Origin of the sequence: Microbispora sp. ZYX-F-249 (assembly GCF_039649665.1) — a bacterium.
In the GTDB taxonomy this organism is placed as follows: Bacteria; Actinomycetota; Actinomycetes; order Streptosporangiales; family Streptosporangiaceae; genus Microbispora; species Microbispora maris.
Map to the genome: position 1 here is coordinate 21,793 of NZ_JBDJAW010000018.1, position 23,950 is coordinate 45,742.

General features: G+C 72.4%; 18 protein-coding genes. 14 read left to right on the top strand and 4 right to left on the bottom strand.

Annotation, left to right across the window (positions count from 1 at the left end; translation table 11 throughout):
• Positions 1-82: 82 nt before the first annotated feature.
• The 7 genes from AAH991_RS21760 (at position 83) to AAH991_RS21790 (ending at position 6,201) form a co-directional block, all read left to right on the top strand.
• Positions 83-652, top strand: a complete 570-nt coding sequence (locus AAH991_RS21760; RefSeq protein ID WP_346227713.1) for a DoxX family protein — start codon at positions 83-85, stop codon at positions 650-652.
• 51 nt (positions 653-703) lie between these two features.
• Entirely contained in the window at positions 704-1,450 is a 747-nt protein-coding gene (locus AAH991_RS21765) for a DsbA family protein (protein ID WP_346227714.1), read from the top strand.
• Between the two features lie 301 nt (positions 1,451-1,751).
• Entirely contained in the window at positions 1,752-2,447 is a 696-nt protein-coding gene (locus AAH991_RS21770; protein ID WP_346227715.1) for an acetate uptake transporter family protein, read from the top strand.
• Positions 2,448-2,499: 52 nt separating this feature from the next.
• On the top strand, positions 2,500-3,456 hold the full coding sequence (locus tag AAH991_RS21775) for an ADP-ribosylglycohydrolase family protein (RefSeq protein WP_346227716.1): 957 nt from the start codon (positions 2,500-2,502) through the stop codon (positions 3,454-3,456).
• 92 nt (positions 3,457-3,548) lie between these two features.
• The gene (gene lgt, locus AAH991_RS21780) at positions 3,549-4,553 is read left to right on the top strand and encodes a prolipoprotein diacylglyceryl transferase (RefSeq protein WP_346227717.1); all 1,005 of its coding nucleotides are present in this window, start codon (positions 3,549-3,551) and stop codon (positions 4,551-4,553) included.
• A complete protein-coding gene (locus AAH991_RS21785; RefSeq protein ID WP_346227718.1) occupies positions 4,550-5,269 on the top strand; it encodes a VIT1/CCC1 transporter family protein in 720 nt (239 codons plus the stop codon). The genes lgt and AAH991_RS21785 overlap by 4 nt, the downstream gene beginning before the upstream one ends.
• A complete protein-coding gene (locus AAH991_RS21790; RefSeq protein ID WP_346227719.1) occupies positions 5,266-6,201 on the top strand; it encodes a hypothetical protein in 936 nt (311 codons plus the stop codon). Before AAH991_RS21785 ends, AAH991_RS21790 begins: the two co-directional genes overlap by 4 nt.
• Here AAH991_RS21790 and AAH991_RS21795 read toward each other — a convergent pair.
• A complete protein-coding gene (locus AAH991_RS21795; protein ID WP_346227720.1) occupies positions 6,175-7,749 on the bottom strand; it encodes a bis-aminopropyl spermidine synthase family protein in 1,575 nt (524 codons plus the stop codon). The two genes, AAH991_RS21790 and AAH991_RS21795, sit on opposite strands and share 27 nt — an antisense overlap.
• A 159-nt stretch (positions 7,750-7,908) precedes the next feature.
• Here AAH991_RS21795 and gltB point away from each other — a divergent pair, with 159 nt between their 5' ends.
• The 4 genes from gltB to AAH991_RS21815 all read left to right on the top strand — a co-directional run bounded on the left by gltB (position 7,909) and on the right by AAH991_RS21815 (position 16,273).
• Positions 7,909-12,435, top strand: a complete 4,527-nt coding sequence (gltB, locus tag AAH991_RS21800; RefSeq protein WP_346227721.1) for a glutamate synthase large subunit — start codon at positions 7,909-7,911, stop codon at positions 12,433-12,435.
• A gap of 13 nt (positions 12,436-12,448) precedes the next feature.
• On the top strand, positions 12,449-13,933 hold the full coding sequence (locus AAH991_RS21805) for a glutamate synthase subunit beta (RefSeq protein WP_346227722.1): 1,485 nt from the start codon (positions 12,449-12,451) through the stop codon (positions 13,931-13,933).
• Between the two features lie 179 nt (positions 13,934-14,112).
• Positions 14,113-15,750, top strand: a complete 1,638-nt coding sequence (locus AAH991_RS21810; RefSeq protein WP_346227723.1) for a S8 family peptidase — start codon at positions 14,113-14,115, stop codon at positions 15,748-15,750.
• A gap of 106 nt (positions 15,751-15,856) precedes the next feature.
• Complete coding sequence (locus AAH991_RS21815) at positions 15,857-16,273, top strand: DUF2784 domain-containing protein (RefSeq protein WP_346227724.1); 417 nt, start codon at positions 15,857-15,859, stop codon at positions 16,271-16,273.
• Here AAH991_RS21815 and AAH991_RS21820 read toward each other — a convergent pair.
• Positions 16,194-16,946 carry a hypothetical protein gene (locus AAH991_RS21820; protein ID WP_346227725.1) on the bottom strand — a complete coding sequence of 251 codons (753 nt, stop codon included), beginning with the start codon at positions 16,944-16,946 and terminating at the stop codon, positions 16,194-16,196. The two genes, AAH991_RS21815 and AAH991_RS21820, sit on opposite strands and share 80 nt — an antisense overlap.
• Before the next feature lie 209 nt (positions 16,947-17,155).
• Between AAH991_RS21820 and pyk the strand changes: the two genes are divergently transcribed.
• From pyk to AAH991_RS21835, 3 genes are all read left to right on the top strand, one after another.
• Positions 17,156-18,586: a pyruvate kinase gene (gene pyk, locus AAH991_RS21825; protein WP_346227726.1), complete on the top strand. Its 1,431-nt coding sequence runs from the start codon at positions 17,156-17,158 to the stop codon at positions 18,584-18,586.
• A 259-nt stretch (positions 18,587-18,845) separates the two neighbouring features.
• The gene (locus tag AAH991_RS21830; RefSeq protein WP_346227727.1) at positions 18,846-20,528 is read left to right on the top strand and encodes an ABC transporter ATP-binding protein; all 1,683 of its coding nucleotides are present in this window, start codon (positions 18,846-18,848) and stop codon (positions 20,526-20,528) included.
• Complete coding sequence (locus AAH991_RS21835) at positions 20,525-22,339, top strand: ABC transporter ATP-binding protein (RefSeq protein ID WP_346227728.1); 1,815 nt, start codon at positions 20,525-20,527, stop codon at positions 22,337-22,339. The genes AAH991_RS21830 and AAH991_RS21835 overlap by 4 nt, the downstream gene beginning before the upstream one ends.
• Before the next feature lie 7 nt (positions 22,340-22,346).
• Here the strand turns inward: AAH991_RS21835 and AAH991_RS21840 are convergent, their stop codons facing one another.
• Together AAH991_RS21840 and AAH991_RS21845 are read right to left on the bottom strand one after the other, a co-directional pair.
• A complete protein-coding gene (locus tag AAH991_RS21840) occupies positions 22,347-22,763 on the bottom strand; it encodes an acyl-CoA thioesterase (RefSeq protein ID WP_346227729.1) in 417 nt (138 codons plus the stop codon).
• Positions 22,760-23,905 (bottom strand): acyl-CoA dehydrogenase family protein, encoded by a 1,146-nt coding sequence (locus tag AAH991_RS21845; RefSeq protein WP_346227730.1) that lies wholly within the window; start codon positions 23,903-23,905, stop codon positions 22,760-22,762. Before AAH991_RS21845 ends, AAH991_RS21840 begins: the two co-directional genes overlap by 4 nt.
• Positions 23,906-23,950 lie beyond the last annotated feature (45 nt).

The window sequence follows — 23,950 nt, forward strand, 5'->3', positions numbered from 1 at the left end:
CTTACCATGCTCTTATCCAGCACATGGTGAGGTTGGGTCCCGGTACTGTTCAGTCGGTGTTGCCTACCGGGCGAGGAGACTCATGGTTCAGTTGGCATCCGGCACCTCGGTGTCCGAGCGGTTACAGCCTGCGAAGCCCGCGCTCTCCTGGGTCACGACCGCCGCACGGGTCGTGCTCGCCGGCGTACTGATCGTCGCCGGTGCGCTCAAGATCGGCGCGCCCGCGCTGTCGGTGCAGGCGGTGCGGGCCTACCAGCTCCTGCCCGACTCCGTCGCGCAGGTCGTCGGGTACGGCCTGCCCGTCCTGGAGATCATCACCGGCCTGCTGCTGCTCGTCGGTCTTTTCACGCGTGCGGCGGCGGTCGTGGGCGGGGTGCTGATGGTGGCCTTCGTCATCGGCATCGCGTCCGCCTGGGCCAGAGGGCTGCGCATCGACTGCGGCTGCTTCGGTGGCGACGGCACGCTGGCCGCCGGACAGGACCCCAACTACTTCTGGGAGTTGCTGCGCGACTTCGGACTGCTCGTCTGCGCGGCGTGGATCGTCGTCAGACCGGCGAGCCGCTTCTCGCTGGACTCCGCGCTGGGCTTCACCGGGGAGCGGGAAACGACGGACGAGGACGGCTCGGACGAGGGTGAGGACGACGGCGCGTGACCGCGGGCGACCGCGGGGCGTGGTCGTGGAAACAGCCAGGGGGGAAGTTTCGTGAGCAAGCGTACGAGCGAGGCGGCCAGGGCCCGCATCGCGGCCCAGCGGGAGACCTTGCGCAAGCAGGAGCAGCGCAAGCGCGTCACGATGATCGTGACCATCGCGGTGGTCGTCGTGATCGCGGTCGCCTTCGCGGTGTGGTCGGTGCGCCAGGGGGCCTCGGAGAAGGTCGCGGGCGGCCTCGCTCCCGTCACCGTGCAGGAGGACGGCACGGTCGTGATGGCCAAGTCCGGCGTGACCGCGCCCGTGGTCGACGTGTTCGAGGACTTCCAGTGCCCGGCGTGCAAGCAGTTCGAGGAGACCAGCGGCTCCACGCTGAAGAACCTGGCGGCCGAGGGCAAGGCCAAGGTCGTGTACCACCCGATCACGATCTTCGGGCAGGAGCCGACCAAGGGCAACTCGCTGCGGGCGGCCTCCGCGGCGCGGTGCGTGACCGACGGTCAGCAGTGGCTGGCTTACCACGACAAGCTCTACAAGAACCAGCCGAGTGAGACCGTGACCGGCTTCACCGCCGACGAGCTGATCAAGTGGGGCAAGGAGGCCGGCGTCACCGCCCCCGATTTCGACAACTGCGTGCGGGAGCAGCGCAACGTCGCCGCTCACCAGCAGTTCTCCGAGAAGACCATGAGCACGCAGAAGCTGACCGGCACGCCGACCATCAAGCTGGACGGCAAGGACCTCGACACCAGCGTCGCCTTCGTGCCGAACTCGCTGCGCGAGGCCGTGGAGAGCGCCGGCAAGTGACCTCCCGCCGGGACGGCCCACGCGGGCCGTCCCGCGCCGGGCCTTCGCCGGCCAAGAATCGGGCAAGGGCCGCGTGGTTCTCCCATGCCGGGGGTATCGAGCGCGGTGTCACAAGCTCCGCACAGGGCGGGGGAGAGGCCGGTCCGGCGGAGTCCCGCCCGCGCCTGCCACGAGCGGTTCCGCCGCGATGAGCTGAGCGAGGAGGCGCCGTGCCCGCCCCACGCCGAGTTCGGCAGCCGCACCCAGGAGCCGGGCAACCGCTCGTGACCGGGCGGCGGCCGCTGCCGGTGCCGCCGGGCCGATGAGCGGGCGCGACCTCCCCGGGGAGCAGGCCGGTGGACAGGCCGGCGTCGTCCGCGTCGTCCTGCGGCCCATGGGCAGCCCGCTGCCCCTGGGGTTTCTCGGGCTGGCCCTGGCCACGACCGCCTTCGCCGCCGTGGAACTCGGCTGGGTGCCCGCCGCGCAGGGGCGCGTCGTCGCCCTGGCCGCGCTGCTGTTCACCGCGCCGCTGCAGTTCCTCGTCTGCGTGCTCGGCTTCCTCGCCCGCGATCCGGTCGCCGGGGCCGCGATGGGCGTCCTTTCCGGCACGTGGGCGGTGATCGGCGGCGTCACGCTCACCTCCGCGCCCGGCACCACCAGCGCGGCGCTGGGCGTCGTCCTGCTCACGGCCGCCGCGGCGATGCTCGTCCCGGCCCTCGCGGGCCTGCCCAAGCTGGTGGCCGCCGCCGTGATGGTCATGTCCGCCACCAGGTTCGCGATCACCGGCGTGTACGAGCTCACCGCGTCCGCGGAATGGAGGACCACGGCGGGCGTCGCCGGTCTGGCGCTCGCGGTCGTCGCCTACTACGCCGCCCTGGCGTTCGAGCTGGAGGACGCGCACGGGCGCGCGCTCCTCCCCGTGGCCCGCCTCGGCCGGGCCCGTACGGCGGTCCGGGGCGACCTGGGCGACCAGACGAAGGGGCTGGCGCGCGAGGCGGGCGTGCGCGAGCAGCTGTGACGCCCGCCTGACAGGCGGGTTTCGCCTGCGCGGCCGTGGTTAGCATGCCCGCATGCCGTACGACGACCGATTTCCCCTCATCGCACCCGGGGGCGCCGCGCGGAGGATCCACGCGGCGATGCTCGCCTTCGCCGCGGGCGACGCGCTCGGCGTGCCGTGGGAGGGCCGCCCGCCGGAGCGCGTCGACGCGGCCGAGGTCGTCCGGCTGCCCGCGCCGGACCGGGGCTGGCCGCGCGGCGCGACCTCCGACGACACGGCGCAGATGGTGCTGGTCGCCGGCTGCCTGGCCGACACGGGCGGGCGCCCCTCCTCGATGGACTTCCTCACCCGGCTGGCCGGCGCGGCGCCCGCGGTGCGCGGCCTCGGGCCGACGACGCGGCGCGCCCTCGCGCACTTCGCCGAGACGGGGGAGATCCCCGCTCCCTCGGCGGACGATCTGCCGACCAACGGCGCGGCCATGCGCGTCGCGCCGGCCGGCTGGGCCGTGCCGCCGGACCGCCCCGGACGCCGCCGGAGCCTGTGCGAGGTGCTGTCCGCCGCGACGCACCGGGCGCCCGCGGCCGTGGCGGCGGCCTGCGTGATCGCGGCCATGGCGTCGTACGCGGTGGAGGGGGCCGGCCCGGCCGATCTGCTGGACGCGGCGGCGGCCGAGGCCCGCTGGGCGGGCGAGCGCTACGGCCCGATGAGCACCGTGACGGACGCCGCGCGCGGGCGGTGGTCGCCCCCGCCCGAGGGGATCTCCCTGGACGCCGTGGAGACGGCCGCCGCGGTGGTCCACGTGATCCGCGAGGCTCCGGACCCGGCCGCCGCGCTGCCGTACGCCGTGTCGCTCGGCGGGGACACCGACACGGTCGCGGCGCTCGCGGGAGGCGTGCTCGGCGCGTGCGACCCCGAGGGGGTGACCACGCTGGGCTGGCTGGGGCTCGTGGACCTCGGTGAGTACCCCGGCCTGGAGGACCTCGCCGCACGCCTGGCCGCCCTCCGCGAGGACGCCGCCGCCGGGCTCTGAACGGGGGTGCGACGGGTGGTCGGCGCAGGTCGGGCGGACGTTGCCCGCGCCTCGCTCCGGGGCCGCCCTCTCTTGCGGTAACGTCACGTTACATGCCCCTCCTCGCCTCGATTCCCAGCCCGTCACAGGGGGTCTGGAATCTCGGACCGATCCCGATCCGCGCGTACGCGCTGTGCATCGTGCTCGGTGTCATCGTCGCCGTCTGGATCGGCGAACGCCGCTGGCGCGCCCGTGGCGGCGCCCCCGGGACGATCACCGACCTCGCGGTCTGGGCCGTGCCGTTCGGCCTCGTCGGCGGACGTCTCTACCACGTCATCACCGACTGGCAGATCTACTTCGGCTCGGACGCGCCCAAGCGGCCGATCGACGCCCTGTTCATCTGGGAGGGCGGCCTCGGCATCTGGGGCGCGATCGCCCTCGGCGCGCTCGGTGTCTACATCGCCTGCCGGCGGCGCGGCATCTCCTTCACCGCCGTCGCCGACACCCTCGCCCCCGGTGTGGCCGTGGCCCAGGCCATCGGCCGCTGGGGCAACTACTTCAACCAGGAGCTGTTCGGCGGCCCCACCGACCTGCCGTGGGGCCTGGAGATCGAGCCGGGCCGTCCGGGCACCGTCCCCGGCGCGACCACCTACCACCCGGCGTTCCTGTACGAGTCGTTGTGGGACCTCGCGCTCGCCGTCGTGCTGGTCCTGGCCGCCCGCCGGTTCGCACTGCGGCACGGCCGGGTGTTCGCGCTGTACGTGGCGGGCTACACGCTCGGCCGGTTCTGGATCGAGGGGCTGCGGGTGGACCCCGCCCACCAGATCCTCGGCCTGCGGCTGAACCAGTGGACCTCGATCGTCATCTTCCTGTGCGCGCTGGCGTACCTGTGGCTGGCCCGCAACCGGGCGGGCGAGGAGCCGCTGGGCGCGCAGATCGGCGACGGCGACCCCGCCCACGCCGACCCCGCTCACGGGCGGGACCAGGCCGACGAGCCGGAACTGCTGCGTGCGGAGGAACCAGACGAGACGCCGGGCGATCCCCAGGAGACGGCGGCCGCGGGCGCGAACGCCGCGGGCGACGCCGGCCCGGCGGAGGGGGAGGCCGACCGGCGATGACGAAGGCCACGACGGGGGCGCGGGCCGAGATCCACCACGAGCACCGGGACGTCAACGGCGGCTGGTTACGCCCGGCGGTCTTCGGCGCGATGGACGGGCTGGTCTCCAACTTCGCGTTGATCGCGGGTGTCGCCGGCGGCACCGCCGAGACCAGGATCATCGCGCTCGCGGGCATCGCCGGCCTGGCCGCCGGAGCGTTCTCCATGGCGGGCGGCGAGTACGTGTCGGTCGCCAGCCAGCGCGAGCTCGCGCAGGCAGAGATCGACGTCGAGCGCCGGGAGCTGGAGCGGCACCCGGAGGCCGAGGAGGCCGAGCTCGCCCGGATGTACGAACAGCGGGGCGTGGATCCGGAGACCGCCAGGGAGGTCGCCCGGCAGATCTCCCGCGACCCGGAGGAGGCCCTGGCCGTCCACACGCGGGCCGAGCTGGGCGTGGACCCCGACGACCTGCCCTCGCCCGTGCTCGCCGCCGTGTCGTCGTTCCTGTCGTTCAGCCTGGGCGCGATCGTCCCGCTCCTGCCGTACCTGCTGGGCGTGCGGGGGCTGTGGATCTCCGCCGTGGTGTCGATGGTGGCGCTGTTCGCCGCCGGCGCCGTGGTCTCCCGGGTGACGGCCCGCAGCTGGTGGTTCAGCGGCCTGCGCCAGCTCGTGGTGGGCGCCGTGGCCGCGGCGCTGACCTGGGGCCTGGGCTCGCTGATTGGAACCGGCGGTCTATGACCAAGCGCAAGCGCCGGTCGTCCGCGCCGGCCCCGGGCAGGACCGGGGCCGCCCTCACCGAGCTGGGGCTGGACGACCGGCAGCAGCGGGTGTTCGTGTGGTCGGTCGTCGGCGCGGGAGTGCTGGCGATCGCCCTGGTGCTGACGCTGACGGTCAACGCGATCGGCGGGGCGCCGCCGCAGCCGGCGCAGGCGGCGGGCGGCGTGGTCGGGGAGGGACTGCCCGCGTCCTTCCAGGCCTGGCCGACGCTGAAGGAACTGGCTCCGGTCCAGGATCGGAAGGCCGACTCCGCGCCGCTGACCGCCCAGGAGGTGTTCGGCGCGCGGACGCTCACGGCCGGGAAGGTCACGCTGCGCAGGCTCGCCAGCCGCCTGGACCAGGCCTGCGCCGGCGCGGTGTGGGGAGCCGACCTCGCCGACGCGCTGGCCGGGGCCGGTTGCACCCAGGCCGTCCGCGGCCTGTACGCCACGGCCGACGGCGCGTACGTCGCGCAGTACACGTTGTTCAACCTCGCGGACGTCACGGCGGCCGACTCGCTGGCGAAGTCGCTCACGTCGCTCTACCGGGGCGCCTGGGTGCAGCCGCTGGAATCGCCCCGCGCGAAGTTCGGCGCCTACAGCGAGGCGAACGCCTACGTCCTGGGGCACTACCTCGGGGTGGCCTGGGTCGGCAGGACCGACGGCGCGGAACCGGGGGAGAGGGACGACTTCATCATGCTCGGCCTGGCCGTGCGGGAGGCCGAGAAGGCGGTCTTCCGCCGCGTGGTCAAGGTCGCCGGGGTGCCGCCGGACCCCGCGCAGCCGCCGGGCCCGGCCGACACCGCCCAGCCCTCGGAGGCCCCTCCCACCGACCCCGGCGCCTCTGCGGCGGTGTCCGCGCCCGGCGCTACCACGCCGGTGCAGCCGTCAGCCTCCCTCCCCGCCGCCCGGTAGCCGCGTCGCGGTGATCAGCGCCGCCATCTGGGCGAACCGGTGGAGGGGGAGTTCGAGCGGGGTGGCGTCGAGCGCCCACGGCGCGGCCTCCTCGACGGCCGCCCTGGCCTGGCGCTTGGTGAGCCCGGCCGTCTCGGTGAGCGTCTCCCGCCAGGTGTTGGCGACCTTCCCGTGCGCGTTGTCCATGATCGTGCGTATCGCGCGGTCCGGGCCGCCGTCCGGCCGCGCGAGCCGTACGGCGTCGAGCACGTGGCCCGTTTCCCGGGGCGCGACGGTCAGCGCGTAGACGGGGGCCAGCAGCGCGGCCAGCGCGGCCGGGTCCGTGATCGGACCGGCCGTGAGCACGCGCACGTGCCGGGCGCGGGTCGCGAGCAGCAGGCGGGGCAGCGCCGCCTCCAGCCCGGCCGGCACGGCGATCGCCACGCGCCCGGGGTCGGCGGCGTACGGCTTGGCCAGCAGGGTGGCGAGCCGGGTGCGCGGCACCTGCGGCAGCAGGCCGCGCGGCCAGTCGCCGGCGAGCAGGTCCGGCCCGAACGCCGTCACGGCCGCCTCGTCCGGCGGCGCCGCCGGGGCGGACTCGACGGACTGGGGGCCCTGTGTGTAGATGGCCGTGGCGAGGCGGTCGAGCCGGGAGGCGATCGCCGGCCACGTCTTCGTGGTGGGGCGCAGCACGTACAGGTCCGCCGCGCTGCCGATCGCCTCCGCGCCGTGATACCGGTTGAAGTGCGGAAATATCGCCTCTTGCAGCAGATTGAGGTCGATGAGGGCTTTCTGCACTTTGAGCGCGAGCATCGGCGTGCGCTCGGAGGCGCCGTAGGCCACCAGGATGCGTCCCCGGTCGCGGTCGCGCAGGCCCTCGGCGGCGCGGGCCGCGAACAGCCCGATCCCCTCCGGCGTGTACGGCGGGTCGGTGATCGCGAGGTCGGCCCAGCCGCGCAGCGACGGCGGCAGGCCGAGGCGCAGGTCCGCCCAGCGGGTGCGCACCCCCAGGTCCTGGGCGTCGATGTACTCCAGGATGCGGTCGTCGATGTCGGCCACGGCGACCTCGACCTCGGGGTGGACCATCCGCACGGCCAGCGAGGTCAGGTCGTGGTCGCCGACGCACAGCAGGCGGGCGCCGGGCAGCCAGAACCGCCGCCCCAGCAGCAGGGCGCGGCGCAGCACGGTGTCCGCGGTCGCGGAGACGTGGTCGAGCGCGTGCCGTCCCCGGGGGGCCTCGGCGATCAGGGTCTCCAGGCGGCCGAGCGTCTCGGCGTGCGCCGCGACCATCTCGGAGACCGGATTCCCAAGACCGGAAATATCCGTATCAATTGCGACGTTGTAGCGGTTAACCTGATCGATGGGAATACGGACGCGGTCGCCGCTGTGCTCGAGGGGGAGCGCCCGCAGCAGCGACTCGATCGTCCGCCGCGACGTCGCGGTCTCCCTGACCAGGTCGGACAGGGTCCACCAGCGGCCGCCGGACAGGAGCGCCAGCGCTCCGCGCAGGCGCAGGCCGTCCACGCCGGCCTCCGCGAGCAGTTCGTCGATCGCCTCATGACCACTCATGCGCAAACCATATCCACGGCGCTGACCTGTGAAGGTTCGCGAAGCGGACCTGGGGGGCACTATTCCGGCAGCGTGTTGTAATCTCTAAAGCACTCAACCCGCAGCAGGGCCAGCGTCGTCCCTCTGTTCCACGCAGACGTTGACGACGGGAGTGACTACATGCCTGCTGCCCGCCTTGGCCTTCCCGGAGGTCTCCCCGAGCCCCAGGGACTCTACGACCCCGGATTCGAGCATGACGCCTGTGGCGTAGCCATGGTGGCCGATGTCGCGGGCCGCCGCAGCTACGACATCGTCGCCAAGGCACTGACCGCGCTCCGCAACCTCGACCACCGGGGTGCCAGCGGCAGCGAGCCGGACACCGGCGACGGTGCGGGCATCCTCACGCAGATCCCCGACGCGTTCTTCCGCGCGGCCGTGAACTTCCCGCTGCCGCCCGAGGGCGCGTACGCCGCGGGCACCGCGTTCCTGCCGCTGGACGAGCAGGCGAGGGCCTCCGCGGTCGGCCTCATCGAGCAGATCGCCGCCGAGGAGGGCGTCACCGTCCTCGGCTGGCGCGACCTGCCGGTGGACCGCGACCTGCCCGGCGCCACCGCACGCGCGGTCATGCCCCACTTCGCCCAGCTGTTCGTGACCTCGCCCGGCGGCGAGACCGGCGTCGACCTCGACCGGATCGTGTTCGCCTTCCGCAAGCGGGCCGAGCACGAGGCGGACGTCTACTTCGCCTCGCTGTCCTCGCGGACGATCGTCTACAAGGGCATGCTGACCTCGCTGCAGGTCGAGCCGTTCTTCGCCGACCTGTCCGACGAGCGCTACGTCAGCGCCATCGCGCTGGTGCACTCGCGCTTCTCGACCAACACCTTCCCCTCCTGGCCGCTGGCCCACCCGTACCGGTACGTCGCGCACAACGGCGAGATCAACACCGTGCGCGGCAACCGCAACTGGATGCGCGCCCGCGAGGCGATGCTCGCCACCGGCCTGATCCCGGGCGACCTGCGGCGGCTGTTCCCGATCTGCGACCCCGACGGCTCCGACACCGCCTCGTTCGACGAGACGCTGGAGCTGCTGCACCTCGGCGGCCGGTCGCTGCCGCACGCCGTGCTGATGATGATCCCGGAGGCGTGGGAGAACCACACCGAGATGGACCCGGCCCGCCGGGCCTTCTACGAGTTCCACTCCACGCTCATGGAGGCGTGGGACGGCCCCGCCTCGATCACCTTCTCCGACGGCACGCTGGTCGGCGCGGTCCTCGACCGCAACGGCCTGCGCCCGGGCCGGTTCTGGGTGACCGACGACGGCCTGGTCGTGCTCGCCTCCGAGGCGGGCGTGCTGTCCGACATCCCGCAGGAGAAGGTCGTCCGCAAGGGCCGCCTGCAGCCGGGCCGCATGTTCCTGGTGGACACCGCGCGCGGCCGGATCGTCGAGGACGACGAGATCAAGGCCGAGCTCGCCGCCGCCGAGCCGTACGGCGAGTGGCTGCACGCGGGCCTGGTCCGCTTCGAGGAGCTGCCCGAGCGCGAGCACGAGCACCCGACGCACGAGGCGCTGGTCAAGCGGCAGCAGACCTTCGGCTACACCGAGGAGGAGCTGCGGGTCATCCTCACGCCGATGGCCAAGAACGGCGCCGAGCCGATCGGCTCGATGGGCACCGACAGTCCCGTGGCGGTGCTGAGCGAGAAGCCGCGGCTGCTGTTCGACTACTTCAGCCAGCTGTTCGCGCAGGTCACCAACCCGCCGCTGGACGCCATCCGCGAGGAGCTCGTCACCTCGCTGCAGTCGACGATCGGCCCCGAGGGCAACCTGCTCGACCCCGGCCCGGCCTCCTGCCGCCGGCTCGTGCTGCCCTACCCGGTGATCGACAACGACGAGCTCGCCAAGATCGTCCACATCAACGACGAGGGCGCGCTGCCCGGCTTCCAGCCGTACGTCGTGTCCGGCCTGTTCGACGCGGCCGGCGGCGGCGAGGCGCTGGTGCGGCGGCTGGAGGAGATCCGCCGGGAGGTCTCCCGGGCCATCGAGGACGGCGCGCGGATCATCGTGCTGTCCGACCGCGGGTCCTCCCGCGAGCGGGCGCCGATCCCGTCGCTGCTGCTCACCGGCGCGGTGCACCACCACCTCATCCGGGAGAAGTCCCGCACCCGGGTCGGCCTCGTGATCGAGACCGGCGAGGCCCGCGAGTGCCACCACATGGCCCTGCTCATCGGGTACGGCGCGAGCGCGATCAACCCCTACCTCGCCCTGGAGACGGTCGAGGACATGATCGCCACGGGCCGGCTCGACCTGGACCCGCGCAAGGCCGTGCGCAACCTGATCAAGGCGTACGGCAAGGGCGTGCTCAAGGTCATGTCCAAGATGGGCGTGTCCACGGTCGCCTCCTACACCGGCGCGCAGATCTTCGAGGCCCTCGGCCTCGGCGCCGAGGTCATCGACCAGTGCTTCGCCGGCACCACCTCCCGCCTCGGCGGCGTCGGCTTCGACGTGCTCGCCACGGAGGCGCTGGAGCGGCACGCACGGGCCTACCCCCGCGCGGAGAACCCGCACCGGCGGCTGGAGGTCGGCGGCGAGTACCAGTGGCGCCGCGAGGGCGAGCCGCACCTGTTCAACCCGACCACGGTCTTCAAGCTGCAGCACTCCACCCGCACCCGGCGGTATGAGATCTTCAAGGAGTACACGTCCCTCGTGGACGGGCAGTCCGAGAAGCTCATGACGCTGCGCGGCCTGTTCAGGCTGCGTCCCGCCGGCGCGCCCGTGCCGATCGACGAGGTCGAGCCGGTCGAGTCGATCGTCAAGCGGTTCTCCACCGGCGCCATGTCGTACGGCTCGATCTCGATGGAGGCGCACGAGACGCTGGCCATCGCGATGAACCGGCTCGGCGCCAAGTCGAACACCGGCGAGGGCGGCGAGGACCCCGAGCGGCTGTACGACCCCGAGCGGCGCAGCGCGATCAAGCAGGTGGCCTCCGGCCGCTTCGGCGTGACCAGCGAGTACCTCGTCAACGCCGACGACCTGCAGATCAAGATGGCGCAGGGCGCCAAGCCCGGCGAGGGCGGCCAGCTGCCCGGCCACAAGGTGTACCCGTGGATCGCCAAGACCCGGCACTCCACGCCCGGCGTCGGCCTCATCTCGCCGCCGCCGCACCACGACATCTACTCGATCGAGGACCTGGCCCAGCTCATCCACGACCTGAAGAACTCCAACCCGCGCGCCCGCGTCCACGTGAAGCTGGTCGCCGAGGTCGGGGTCGGGACCGTGGCGGCGGGCGTCAGCAAGGCCCACGCCGACGTCGTGCTGATCTCCGGCCACGACGGCGGCACCGGCGCCTCCCCGCTGACATCGATCAAGCACGCGGGCGCCCCCTGGGAGCTCGGCCTGGCCGAGACCCAGCAGACGCTGCTGCTCAACGGGCTGCGCGACCGCATCGTCGTGCAGGCCGACGGCCAGCTCAAGACCGGCCGCGACGTGATCATCGCGGCGCTGCTCGGCGCCGAGGAGTACGGCTTCGCCACCGCTCCGCTGGTCGTGTCCGGCTGCGTCATGATGCGGGTCTGCCACCTCGACACCTGCCCGGTGGGCGTGGCCACGCAGAACCCCGAGCTGCGCAAGCGGTTCACCGGCAAGCCCGAGTTCGTGGTGAACTTCTTCGAGTTCATCGCCCAGGAGGTGCGCGAGTACCTCGCCGAGCTCGGCTACCGCTCGCTGGACGAGGTCATCGGGCGGGCCGACCTGCTCGAGACCACCCAGGCCGTCGAGCACTGGAAGGCCTCCGGCCTCGACCTGTCGCCGATCCTGCACCAGCCGGAGCTGCCGGAGGGCACCCCGCGCCGCAAGGTCGTCGAGCAGGACCACGGGCTCGACAGGGCGCTGGACAACACCCTGATCCAGCTCGCCGAGGGCGCGCTGAAGCTCGGCGAGCCGGTGACGCTGGAGCTGCCCATCCGCAACGTCAACCGCACGGTCGGCACCATGCTCGGCCACGAGGTGACCAAGCGGTACGGCGGCGCCGGCCTGCCGGACAACACGATCGACGTGTCGTTCACCGGCTCGGCGGGCAACTCGTTCGGCGCGTTCGTGCCGCGCGGCGTCACGCTGCGGCTGACCGGCGACGCCAACGACTACCTCGGCAAGGGCCTGTCGGGCGGCCGGATCGTCGTCCGCCCGCACCCCGACGCGCCGTTCGAGGCCGAGACGCAGGTCATCTCCGGCAACGTCGGACTGTACGGCGCGACGTCCGGCGAGGTCTTCGTCCGCGGCGTCGTGGGCGAGCGGTTCTGCGTCCGCAACTCCGGCGCGACCGCCGTCGTCGAGGGCGTGGGCGACCACGGCTGCGAGTACATGACCGGCGGCCGGGCCGTCGTCCTCGGGCCGACCGGCCGCAACTTCGCCGCCGGCATGTCGGGCGGCGTCGCGTACGTGCTCGACCTGCGGCCCGAGCGGGTCAACCGCGAGATGGTCGAACTGGAGGCGCCTGACGACGAGGACGCCGAGTTCCTGCGGGAGATCGTCGACAGGCACTTCGCGGAGACCGGGTCCACGGTGGCCAAGGCGCTGCTCGCCGACTGGGACGCCGCGCTCGGCCGCTTCTCCAAGGTCATGCCGTCGGACTACAAGCGGGTCCTGCTGGCGCGGGCCGCCGCCGAGGCCGAGGGCCGCGACATCGACGAGGCGGTCATGGCCGCCGCACACGGATAAGGGGGGTACACCGATGGCTGACCCGAAGGGGTTCCTGACACACGGGCGCGAGCTGCCGGCGCGCCGCCCGGTCGACGTGCGCATCCGCGACTGGCGCGAGGTCTACGAGGACTTCCCCAAGCCCGCGCTCACCAAGCAGGCGGCCCGCTGCATGGACTGCGGCATCCCGTTCTGCCACAACGGCTGCCCGCTCGGGAACCTCATCCCCGAGTGGAACGACCTCGTCTACCGCGACGACTGGCGTGAGGCCATCGAGCGGCTGCACGCGACCAACAACTTCCCGGAGTTCACCGGCCGTCTGTGCCCGGCGCCGTGCGAGTCGGCGTGCGTGCTCGGCATCAACTCCGACCCCGTGGCGATCAAGCGGGTCGAGGTCGAGATCGTCGACCGCGCCTTCGCCGAGGGCTGGGTCACGCCGCAGCCGCCCGCCGTGAAGACGGGCCGTAAGGTCGCGGTCGTCGGATCGGGCCCGGCCGGCCTCGCCGCCGCGCAGCAGCTCACCCGCGCGGGGCACGACGTGGTCGTGTTCGAGCGGGCCGACCGGATCGGCGGGCTGCTCCGCTACGGCATTCCCGAGTTCAAGATGGAGAAGCGGCACGTCGACCGCCGCATCGCCCAGATGGAGGCCGAGGGCACCGAGTTCCGCACCGGCGTCGACGTCGGCGTGGACGTCACGGTGGAGCGGCTCCGCGAGGAGTTCGACGCGGTCGTGCTGGCGGGCGGCGCCACGGCGTGGCGCGACCTGCCGGTGCCCGGCCGCGAGCTCAAGGGCGTCTACCAAGCGATGGAGTACCTCCCGCCGGCCAACAAGGCGCAGGAGGGCGACTTCCCCGAGTCGCCGATCTCGGCGAAGGGCAAGCACGTCGTCGTGATCGGCGGCGGTGACACCGGCGCCGACTGCATCGGCACGGCGATCCGGCAGGGGGCCCTTTCTGTCACCCAGCTGGAGATCATGCCGCGGCCGCCGGCGGCCCGTCCGGGCAGCCAGCCGTGGCCGACGTACCCGCTGCTGTTCAAGATGGAGAGCGCGCACGAGGAGCTCGAGGCCGGCGCGGGCGACCGCGTGTACGCCGTGTCCACCACGGAGTTCGCCGGCGACGACGAGGGCAACGTGCGGGCGCTGCGCCTGGTCGAGGTCGAGGGCCCGGCGGCGGGGTTCAAGCCGATCCCCGGCACCGAGCGGGAGATCCCGGCCGAGCTGGTCACGCTCGCGATGGGCTTCCTCGGCCCGGAGAAGGGCGCGCTGCTGAACGACCTCGCGGCGCTGTCCGGCGACCCGGAGTCGTTCTTCGACGCCCGGGGCAACGTGGCCAGGAACGCGTCGTACGAGACGTCGGTCGAGGGCGTGTTCGCGGCCGGCGACATGGGCCGGGGCCAGTCGCTGATCGTGTGGGCGATCGCCGAGGGCCGGTCGGCGGCGGCGGCGGTCGACCGCTACCTGAGCGGGCGGACCGTCCTGCCCGTTCCCATTCCGCCGACGGCGCGGCCTCTCGTCTGAGAGATGTATCCGGCGGCCGTGGTCCCAGGGGATCGGACCACGGCCGTCCGGCTTTGAGGGGATAAAACGGGCATATCCCTGTTCGGTAGTCGGCTTGCGAGCGTGCGCGGCTGCCGGGAGGATGCTTCAGCCCGGATCGAGGGGCCCCGGCACCGGGGGCCCGCAACCGAGGAGGATCGTTGTACGCACGGGGGCGGCTCGCCGGGGCCATCATGTCCATCACGCTGCTCGGCGGGCTGGGGGCCGCGGGCCTGCAGGGGACCGCGACCGCGTCCGAGCCTTCGCAGGACTACCTGGTCTTCTACACCGACGGCGGCCGGGCCGCCGCGCAGCGGGCGGTCGAGGCGGCCGGAGGCACGGTGCGGGGGCGGGACGACAAGCTCGGCTACCTCGTCGTGCGCGCGTCAGACCCGGTGAAGATCGGCGCCGACCCCTCCGTGGTCGGCGTCACGCTCGACCGTCCCGTCGGCAAGGCCGCGGACGTGCCCGCCTCGGCCGGCGCGCGGGCCGCCGGGACGGGCGTGGCGGACATCGGGAAGGCGCCCGGCGGCGACCCCCTGTCGGACCGCCAGTGGGACATGAAGATGATCGGCGCCACGCCCAATGGCTCGTACGCCAAGGCCCGGGGCAGCCACAAGGTGCTCGTGGGCGTCATCGACACCGGGATCGACGGCAAGCACCCCGACATCGCGCCGAACTTCGACCGGGCGCTGAGCCGCAACTTCGTGATCGACCAGCCCACCGACGAGAACGGCAAGAAGCTCGACGGGCCCTGCGAGCACAAGGGCTGCAAGGACCCGGCGGACGTCGACGACGACGGCCACGGCACCCACGTCGCGAGCACGATCGGCTCGCCGATCAACGGCCTCGGCGTCAGCGGGGTCGCCCCCGACGTCTCGCTGGTCAACCTCCGCGCCGGCACCGACTCGGGCTTCTTCTTCCTCAAGCCCACCATGGACGCCCTGGAGTACGCCGCCGACGTCGGCGTCGACGTGGTCAACATGAGCTTCTACGTCGACCCCTGGACGTTCAACTGCGCGAACAACCCCAGCGACACGCCCAGGGAGCGGCTGGAGCAGCGGGCGATCCTGGAGGGGATGCGCCGGGCGGTCAAGTACGCCCGCGCGCACGGCGTCACGCTGGTCACGGCCATCGGCAACGCCGGCGGCGACCTCGGCAAGCCGAAGACGGACACCACCAGCCCGGACTTCCCGCGCGGGGCGGAGAAGAAGCGGCCCATCGACAACACCTGCCTCAACGTCCCCGCAGAGCTCGACGGCGTCATCTCCGTGTCGTCGGTCGGCCCCAGCGGGCGCAAGGCGGGATACTCCGACTACGGCGTCGAGCAGACCGACATCGCCGCGCCGGGCGGCGACATGTTCGACGGCGGCACCGATCTCAAGGGCGCGACCCGGGAGATCCTGGCCGCCGCCCCCGAGCACGTCCTGCGCGCAAAGGGCCTCCTGTTCGCGAACGGCAAGCCGAAGACGGCCTCGGTCGTCCGCGACTGCCAGGGCGGCAGATGCGCCTACTACCAGTACATGGAGGGCACGTCCATGGCGGCGCCGCACGTCACCGGCGTGGCGGCGTTGATCATCGGCCGGTTCGGCAAGCCGGGCAAGGGCGGGCTCCAGATGGACCCCGCGCAGGTGGAGCGCCTGCTGTACGCGACGGCGATCCCGAAGGGCTGCCCCACGCCGCGGGCCTACCGCTACGGCACCGGCGAGACCGCGGTCTGCGAGGGGCCCACGGACAAGAACGGGTTCTTCGGCCACGGGCTGGTCGACGCCGCCCGGGCCGCCACCGTCTCGCCCTGAGCCTTTCCCGGGTACACACACTCGATCTGAGTACGCGCCTGAGTAACGCGCCGGATGCCCCGGCGGGCCGCGGCGGCCTACCCTCCTTCGCGGAGGAGGGCAGATCATGATCTACCGGCTCGTCTGGCAGGCCACGATGGTGGCGCATTTCCTCGTCATCGCCTACATCGCCCTGGGCGGCTTCCTCGCCTGGCTGCGGCCCCGGCTGATCTGGCCGCACCTCGGGCTGTGCGCCTGGGGGCTGGTGCAGCTCGCCGGGCTCGTGGAGTGCCCGCTGACCGCGCTGGAGAACTGGGGGCGGGCCGGGGCGGGGGAGCGCGGCCTGCTGCCCGGCGGCTTCATCGACACCTACATCGAGGGCGTCGTCTACCCGGAGGCGTACGTCACGCACGTGCGGCTGGCCGTGATCGCCGTCGTGCTCGCCTCCTGGGCCGGTCTCGCGGTCAGGATCCGCCGACGCCGCACACGTCCTGCGCGTACGACAGGAACGTCCGCTGCACCGGAGCCGGAGGCGTCGCGATGAGATAGCGCCTCTCTCCGCCGCCCACGATCCCGTAGACGGGGAACAGGTAGGCCTTCTTGGCCTCGGCGAAGGCGTGCCAGTCGCAGCGCATCGGGGTGACCTCCACGGGGATCTCCAGCCGCGTGGCGTCCGCCGGGAGCACCGCCACCGGCCGGCGCTTCCCCGAGCGGGGGAACAGCGTGTAGTGCGTGGTGGCGCCGAGATCGTCGATCGTGACCGGCTCCGATCCGCCCTTCCTGGTGACGACGAGGTTCCCGTGGAGGGCCCGGCCCGCCCGGGTCCACGTGTCCCCGAACGTCACGTCCACCGACCGGCGCAGGATGTACGCCCCGCACTCGGCCTTCACCAGGCCGTCCAGGGTGGGATCGGGGTGGCGGACCGGGAACTCCACCTTGCGCGGGGGTCCGCCGGCGACCTGGATGTGCGCGACCACCGTGGCGGGCTTGACCGGCGGGATCGCCGCCGGGTCGCAGCGCGCCTCGCCGTACGGGATCCGCAGGTCCGTGCGCGGCGTCCTGCCGAGAGTGGTGTCCACGCGGGCCGGCGGGAGCGTCGCGAACGAGCCGGTGACCAGCTGGACGTCCAGGAACCGCACCGGCGTCGTGGTGTCGTTGCGCACGGAGACTTCCAGCGCGTGGGACGCCTCGTCGCTGCGCCATTGGTTGAGCGACACCGAAACGCCCGTCGGCGGGGCCGCCGATTCGGTACCCTGGCCTCCGCACGCGGCCAGGGTGAACAGCGCCGTTATTACCCCCCAGGTCCGGGTACGTCCCATGGCTGCCAAGGCTAGGGCACGCGGATGATCGCGTGAAGTGTCTGAACATCAGGCGACGGCTGTGTGCGCCGTCACTGCAAGTGGTCTGTACCAATTAGGGTAGTGCTGTGAGTCGTCGAGCAAAGATCGTCTGTACCCTCGGGCCCGCCACCTCCTCGCCGGAGCGCCTACGCGAGCTCATCAAGGCGGGCATGAACGTCGCCCGTTTCAACCTCTCGCACGGCAGCCACGAGCTGCACAAGGAGGTGTTCGACCGGGTCAGGGCCGCCGCCGACGAGCTGGGCTGCGCCGTCGGCGTCCTCGCCGACCTGCAGGGGCCCAAGATTCGTGTCGGCCGCTTCGCCTCCGGCCCCGTACGGCTCGGCTACGGCGACGTCTTCACCATCACCACCGAGGACGTCCCCGGCGACCGGGACATCGTCTCCACCACGTACTCGGGCCTGCCGGGCGACGTCAAGCCCGGTGACACGATCCTGGTGGACGACGGCCGGCTGAACCTCGAGGTGACCGCGGTCGAGGGGCCGCGCGTCGTCACCCGCGTCGTCATCGGCGGCATGATCTCGGACAACAAGGGCCTCAACCTCCCCGGCGTCGCCGTCAGCGCCCCCGCGCTCACGGACAAGGACGAGGAGGACCTGCGCTGGGCGCTGCGCACCGGCTTCGACATGATCGCTCTGTCGTTCGTCCGGTCGCCGGACGACGCCGCGCTCGTCCACGCGATCATGGAGGAGGAGGGCGTCAGGCTCCCGCTCCTCGCCAAGATCGAGAAGCCGCAGGCCGTCGACCGTCTCGAGGAGATCGTCGACGCCTTCGACGGCGTGATGGTCGCCCGCGGCGACCTCGGCGTCGAACTGCCGCTGGAGCAGGTGCCGATCGTCCAGCGCCGCATCATCGAGCTGTGCCGGGAGAAGGCCCACCCGGTCATCGTGGCCACCCAGATGCTCGACTCGATGATGAGCGCCCCCAGGCCGACCCGCGCCGAGGCGTCCGACGTCGCGTACGCGGTGATGGACGGAGCGGACGCGGTGATGCTGTCCGGCGAGACCTCGGTGGGCACCTATCCCATCGAGTCGGTCGCCACGATGGCCCGCATCGCGGTCGCCGCGGAGGGCACCTACCTGCAGGCCACCCACACCCTGGAGCGCCTGCCGGAGACGACCGGCGGCGCCATCGCCCGCGCCGCGGCCGAGGTCGGCGCGATCGTCAACGCCAAGGCCCTGGTGGCCTTCACTATGTCCGGCGAGACCGCCCGGCGGCTGGCCCGCTACCGCTCGCCGATCCCGCTGCTGGCGTTCACCTCCAACCCGCTGGTGCGCGGCCAGCTCGCGCTGACGTGGGGCGTGGAGACCTTCGAGGTGCCGTTCGTCCACCACACCGACGACATGGTCCGCCAGGTGGAGGCCTCGCTGCTGTCGCTCGGCGTCTGCGAGAAGGGCGACAAGATCGTCGTCGTGGCCGGCTCGCCGCCCGGCAACCACGGCTCCACCAACTCGCTGCGCGTCCACACCATCGGGTCGGCGGTCGCCCACCCGCGCTGAGGCGGCTCCGCCGGGCTGTGACACCCGGCGGCGGGCGAAAAGCCCTTGAAGGCGCGGCGCCCTTCGACGGAGCATGGCAGGAGCGAGTCGTCCTGTCCTGTCAGACGCCGGAGGAGCGCTGCGCCCGTTGATGGACTCCCCACAGGCACAGGCACAGGCACAGGCACCGGTACAGGCATCGGGGCCGGGTGCCCGCCGGTCCTCGTGGGGCTCGTTGTGGCGGTTGCGGTCCTATCTGCGCCCCTACAGGCGCAGCCTGGTGGTGTCCTGGCTCGCGGCGCTGCTCGGGATCGCCGCAGGCACGGTGATCCCGCTCGTCGGCAAGGAGATCATCGACGGGCCCGTCGCCCACGGGGATCACGGCGGGCTGGTCCCGCTCGGGCTGCTGGCCCTCGGCCTCGGCGTGGCCGAGGCGGTCCTCACATTCGTCCGCCGATGGTCGCAGGCCGGGCCGGTCCTCGGCCTGGAGACCGCCCTCCGCGACGACATCTACCGGCACCTCCAGCGGCTGCCGATGAGCTTCCACGACCGGTGGCAGTCGGGCCAGCTCCTGTCCCGGGCGACGACCGACCTGTCCACGATCCGCCGGTTCCTCGGCTTCGGCGTGCTGTTTCTGATCATGAACATCCTGCAGCTCACCGCGGTCACCGTGGTGCTCCTGCGGATGTACTGGCCGCTCGGCCTGGTCGTCGCCGTCTCCGCCGTCCCGGTCGTGGCCCTGTCGCTGCGGTTCGAGCGGCGCTACATCGTCATCTCCCGGCAGGTGCAGGACCAGCAGGGCGACCTCGCCACCCTGGTCGAGGAGTCGGCCGTGGGAATCCGCACGGTCAAGGCGTTCGGCCGGCGCGGGCACGTCTTCGCGAACTTCGCCGCCGCCGCGCGCGAGATCCGCCGCACCTCGCTGGCGAAGGTGCGGCTGGCCTCGCGGTTCTTCACCTTCCTCGAGGTCGTGCCGAACGTCACACTCGCCCTGGTCCTGCTGCTGGGCGCGATCGCGGTCGGCGCCGGCGCGCTGACGCTCGGCACGCTGGTCGCTTTCACCACGCTGGTTCTCCAGCTCGTCTGGCCGGTCGCCTCGCTCGGGTACATCCTCGCCATGGGCCAGGAGGCGATGACCTCGGCCGACCGGGTGGTCGAGGTGCTCGACACGGTGCCCGCGATCCGCGGCGGCACGGCCGTCATCGATCGGCCGCGTGGCCATGTGCGCTTCGAGGGCGCGGGGTTCCGCTTCCCGGGAGCCGACCGTCCGGTGCTGCGCGACGTATGGCTGGAGGTGCGGCCGGGGGAGACCGTCGCCCTCGTGGGGGCCACCGGGTCGGGCAAGACGACGCTGACCGCGCTCGTGCCCCGGTTGCTCGACGTCACCGCCGGCCGCGTCACGATCGACGGGCACGACGTGCGGGACCTGTCGCTGACCTCGCTCCGCTCTGTGGTCGCCACCGCGTTCGAGGAGGCCACGCTCTTCTCCATGAGCGTGCGCGAGAACGTGACGCTCGGCCACGGGCATGCCTCCGAGGAGGAGATCAGGCAGGCGCTGGAGATCGCGCAGGCGACGTTCGCCTACGACCTGCCGTGGGGCCTCGACACCCGCATCGGAGAGCAGGGGATGTCGCTGTCGGGCGGTCAGCGGCAGCGGCTCGCGCTGGCCAGGGCCGTGCTCGGCAGGCCGCGGGTGCTCGTCCTCGACGACACCCTGTCGGCGCTCGACGTGGAGACCGAGGCGCTGGTCGAGGAGGCGCTGCGGCGGGTGCTCGCGGAGGCCACCGGCATCGTCGTGGCGCACCGCGCCTCGACCGTGCTGCTCGCCGACCGGGTGGCGCTGCTGCGCGACGGCACCGTCACCCACGTCGGACGCCACGGCGACCTGCTGTCGGACGTGCCGGAGTATCGCGAACTGCTCGCCCAGGACGCCGACCTCGACCCCGAGGGATCGATCCGATGACCGAAACGTGGCGGGGGGTGGCGGCGGAGGACCGGGACGAGATCTCGGAGCGCGTCTCCCTGCTGCTGCGCACCCGGTCCCGCCGGCTGCTCGGCGACCTGCTGCGGCCGCACCGCCGGGCGATCGCCGTGCTCACCGCGGTCATCGTGGTGTCCAACGCGGCCGGCCTGGCCCTGCCGTACCTGGTGAAGGCGGGCATCGACGACGGCATCCCGCCCATGCTGCGCGGGCAGGGCGCGGGCACGCTGCTCGCGATCGTCGGCGCGGTGCTGGCCGCCGCGCTCACGCAGGCGTTCACCCGGCAGGCGTTCCTGCAGATGTCGGGCCGGATCGGCCAGGACATCCTGCTGGAGTTGCGCCGCCGGGTCTTCGGCCACTTCCAGCGGCTGTCGCTGACGTTCCACGAGAAGTACACCTCGGGGCGGGTCATCTCCCGGCTCACCTCCGATGTGGACGCCATCGCGGAGTTGCTCGAGTCCGGTTTCGACGGCCTGGTCACGGCCGTGCTCACGCTGTGCGGCACCGCCGTCATGCTGCTCGTGCTCGACGTGCGCCTCGGTCTGGTGGCGCTGCTGCCGCTGCCGGTCCTGCTGCTGTTCACGCGGTGGTTCCGCCGTCAGTCGAGCGTCGTCTACCGCCGTACGCGGGAGGCGGTCGCGCTGGTCATCGTCCACTTCGTGGAGTCGATGACCGGGATCCGCGCGGTGCAGGCGTTCCGCAGGGAGCCGCGCAACCAGGAGATCTTCGAGCGGCTCAACGACGGCTACCGGGCCGCCAACACCCGCGGCATGCGCCTGGTCGCCGTGTTCATGCCCGGCATCAAGCTGATCGGCAACGTCACGGTCGCCGCCGTCCTGCTGTACGGCGGGCTGCTCGCGCTGCGCGGCACGGTCACGGTCGGCGTGCTCGCCGCGTTCCTGCTCTATCTGCGGCAGTTCTACGAGCCGATGCAGGAGATCAGCCAGTTCTACAACGCGCTGCAGTCCGCGGGGGCGGCGCTGGAGAAGCTGTCGGGCGTGCTGGAGGAGCGGCCCTCTGTGGCCGAACCACGGCGCCCGGTGCCGCTGCCGCGCGCCGCCGGGGCGTTGCGTTTCGAGGCCGTCCGGTTCGCCTACGGCGACGGCCCGCCGGTGCTGCCGCTGCTCGACCTGGAGATCCCCGCCGGGCAGACCGTGGCCGTCGTCGGCACCACGGGTGCGGGCAAGACCACGCTGGCCAAGCTCATCGCCCGGTTCCACGACCCGGTCGCGGGGCGGGTGCTGCTCGACGGGGTGGACCTGCGCGACCTGGACGAGGACACGCTGCGCCGCCACGTGGTGATGGTCACCCAGGAGAACTACCTGTTCAGCGGGACGATCGCGGACAACGTGCGGTTCGGGCGGCCCGGCGCGCCGGACGCGGAGATCGAGCGGGCCGCCGAGGCCATCGGCGCCGACACGTTCGTCTCGGCGCTGCCCGGCCGGTACGAGACGCAGGTCGGCAAGCGCGGCGGCCGCATGTCGGCGGGGCAGCGGCAGCTCGTCGCGTTCGCCCGGGCCTTCCTCGCCGACCCCGCCGTGCTGATCCTGGACGAGGCCACCTCCAGTCTCGACGTGCCGAGCGAGCGGCTCGTGCAGCGGGCGCTGCGGACGATCCTCGCCGACCGGACCGCGCTGATCATCGCCCACCGCCTGTCCACCGTGGAGATCGCCGACCGGGTGCTCGTGATGGAGCGCGGCCGGATCGTGGAGGACGGCCCGCCCGACCGCCTCATCGCCGGCGCCGGCCGGTTCGCCCGCCTCCACCGGGCCTGGCTCGACAGCCTCGCCTGACCCCCGATCAGGGGACCAGCAGGCGTTCCATGGCGGGACGCAGGGGCGGGCCGATCTCCACCGGGCGGCGGGTGTGCCGGTCCACGAAGACGTGGGTGAAGTCGCCCTCGGCGACCAGTGTGTCCCCGGTGAACAGGCCGAGCTCGTAGCGGACGCTGGAGCGGCCCAGGTGGCCGATCCGCAGGCCCACACTGATCACCTGGGGGAAGGACACCGAGGCGCGGTAGGAGCAGCGCGACTCGACACACAGCCCGATGGCCGGGCCCTCGTGGATGTCCAGCCCGGCCTCCTCGATCAGCCAGGTGTTGATCACGGTGTCCATCAGCGAGTAGTGCACGACGTTGTTGACGTGCCCGTAGACGTCGTTGTCCTTCCACCGGGTGGGCACGTCCCGCCAGTGCGGATACGCTCGGCGGTCGTTCACAGGCCCAGATCCCGGCCGACGATCTCGCGCATGATCTCGTTGGATCCCGCCCAGATCCGGGTCACCCGGGCGTCCATCCAGGCCCGCGCCACGCGGTACTCCCTCATGTAGCCGTAGCCGCCGTAGAGCTGCACACAGGCGTCGATCACCTGGTTCTGCACCTCGGCGGTCCACATCTTGGCCTTGGCCGCGTCGACCGCGGTCAGCTCGCCGCCGGCGTGGGCGGCCACGCACTGGTCGACGTACGCCCGCGTCACCTCGACCTTCGTCACGAGGTCGGCGAGGGTGAACTTGTTGTACTGGAAGCTGCCGATCGCCCGGCCGAACGCCTTGCGCTCCTTCACGTACGACAGGGTCTCGGCGAGCACGGCGGCGGCGTGCGCGATGTTGGTGACGGCGCTGCCGAGCCGTTCCTGGGGGAGACGCTCCATCATCGCGACGAACCCCCGGTCCACCTCGCCGATCACGTTGGCGGCCGGCACCCGTACGCCCTCGAAGAACAGTTCGGCCGTGTCGGCCTCCGGCTGGCCGACCTTGTCGAGCTTGCGCCCCCGGTGGAAGCCGGGCATGCCCTCCTCGACCGCGAACAACGTGATGCCCTTGGCCCGCTTCTCCGGGCTGGTCCGGGCCGCGACCACGACGAGGCCGGCCTGGTGGCCGTTGGTGATGAACGTCTTGGAGCCGTCGATGATCCAGTCGGAGCCGTCCCTGACGGCGGTGGTGCGCAGTGCCGCCAGGTCCGACCCGCCGCTCGGCTCGGTCATGCCGATCGCCGTGATCATCTCTCCCGAGCAGAACGGCGGCAGCCATCGCTTCCTCTGCTCGTCCGTCGTCAGCTCCACCAGGTACGGCGCGACCACGTCGAAGTGGATGCCGAAACTGGACGCCAGAGCCATGCCCACCCCGGCCAGTTCCTCGGTGAGCACGGCGTTGAAGCGGTAGTCGCCCGCCGCCGTGCCGTCGTACTCCTCGGGGACCTCCAGGCCGAGGAATCCCTGCCGGCCGGCCTCCCGCCACACCTCACGGTCGATCAGCCGGCGCTCGACGAACTCCTCGGCCCTCGGGGCGACCGAGCGGATCACGAACTGCCGCACGGAGTCGCGGAAGGCCTCGTGGTCCTCGCCGTAGATGGTGCGTCGCATCGATTCTCCAGACGATTGTTCGGTATGGGGATACTAGCGAGTAGC

Excerpts from the sequence above, each read along its gene's own strand:
- AAH991_RS21835 (WP_346227728.1), top strand. The coding sequence starts at position 20,525 with ATGACCGAAACGTGGCGGGGGGTGGCGGCGGAGGACCGGGACGAGATC.
- AAH991_RS21815 (WP_346227724.1), top strand. The coding sequence starts at position 15,857 with ATGATCTACCGGCTCGTCTGGCAGGCCACGATGGTGGCGCATTTCCTC.
- lgt (WP_346227717.1), top strand. The coding sequence starts at position 3,549 with ATGCCCCTCCTCGCCTCGATTCCCAGCCCGTCACAGGGGGTCTGGAAT.
- AAH991_RS21795 (WP_346227720.1), bottom strand. The coding sequence starts at position 7,749 with ATGAGTGGTCATGAGGCGATCGACGAACTGCTCGCGGAGGCCGGCGTG.
- AAH991_RS21760 (WP_346227713.1), top strand. The coding sequence starts at position 83 with ATGGTTCAGTTGGCATCCGGCACCTCGGTGTCCGAGCGGTTACAGCCT.
- AAH991_RS21790 (WP_346227719.1), top strand. The coding sequence starts at position 5,266 with ATGACCAAGCGCAAGCGCCGGTCGTCCGCGCCGGCCCCGGGCAGGACC.
- AAH991_RS21775 (WP_346227716.1), top strand. The coding sequence starts at position 2,500 with ATGCCGTACGACGACCGATTTCCCCTCATCGCACCCGGGGGCGCCGCG.
- AAH991_RS21770 (WP_346227715.1), top strand. The coding sequence starts at position 1,752 with ATGAGCGGGCGCGACCTCCCCGGGGAGCAGGCCGGTGGACAGGCCGGC.
- AAH991_RS21845 (WP_346227730.1), bottom strand. The coding sequence starts at position 23,905 with ATGCGACGCACCATCTACGGCGAGGACCACGAGGCCTTCCGCGACTCC.
- AAH991_RS21785 (WP_346227718.1), top strand. The coding sequence starts at position 4,550 with ATGACGAAGGCCACGACGGGGGCGCGGGCCGAGATCCACCACGAGCAC.
- AAH991_RS21805 (WP_346227722.1), top strand. The coding sequence starts at position 12,449 with ATGGCTGACCCGAAGGGGTTCCTGACACACGGGCGCGAGCTGCCGGCG.
- gltB (WP_346227721.1), top strand. The coding sequence starts at position 7,909 with ATGCCTGCTGCCCGCCTTGGCCTTCCCGGAGGTCTCCCCGAGCCCCAG.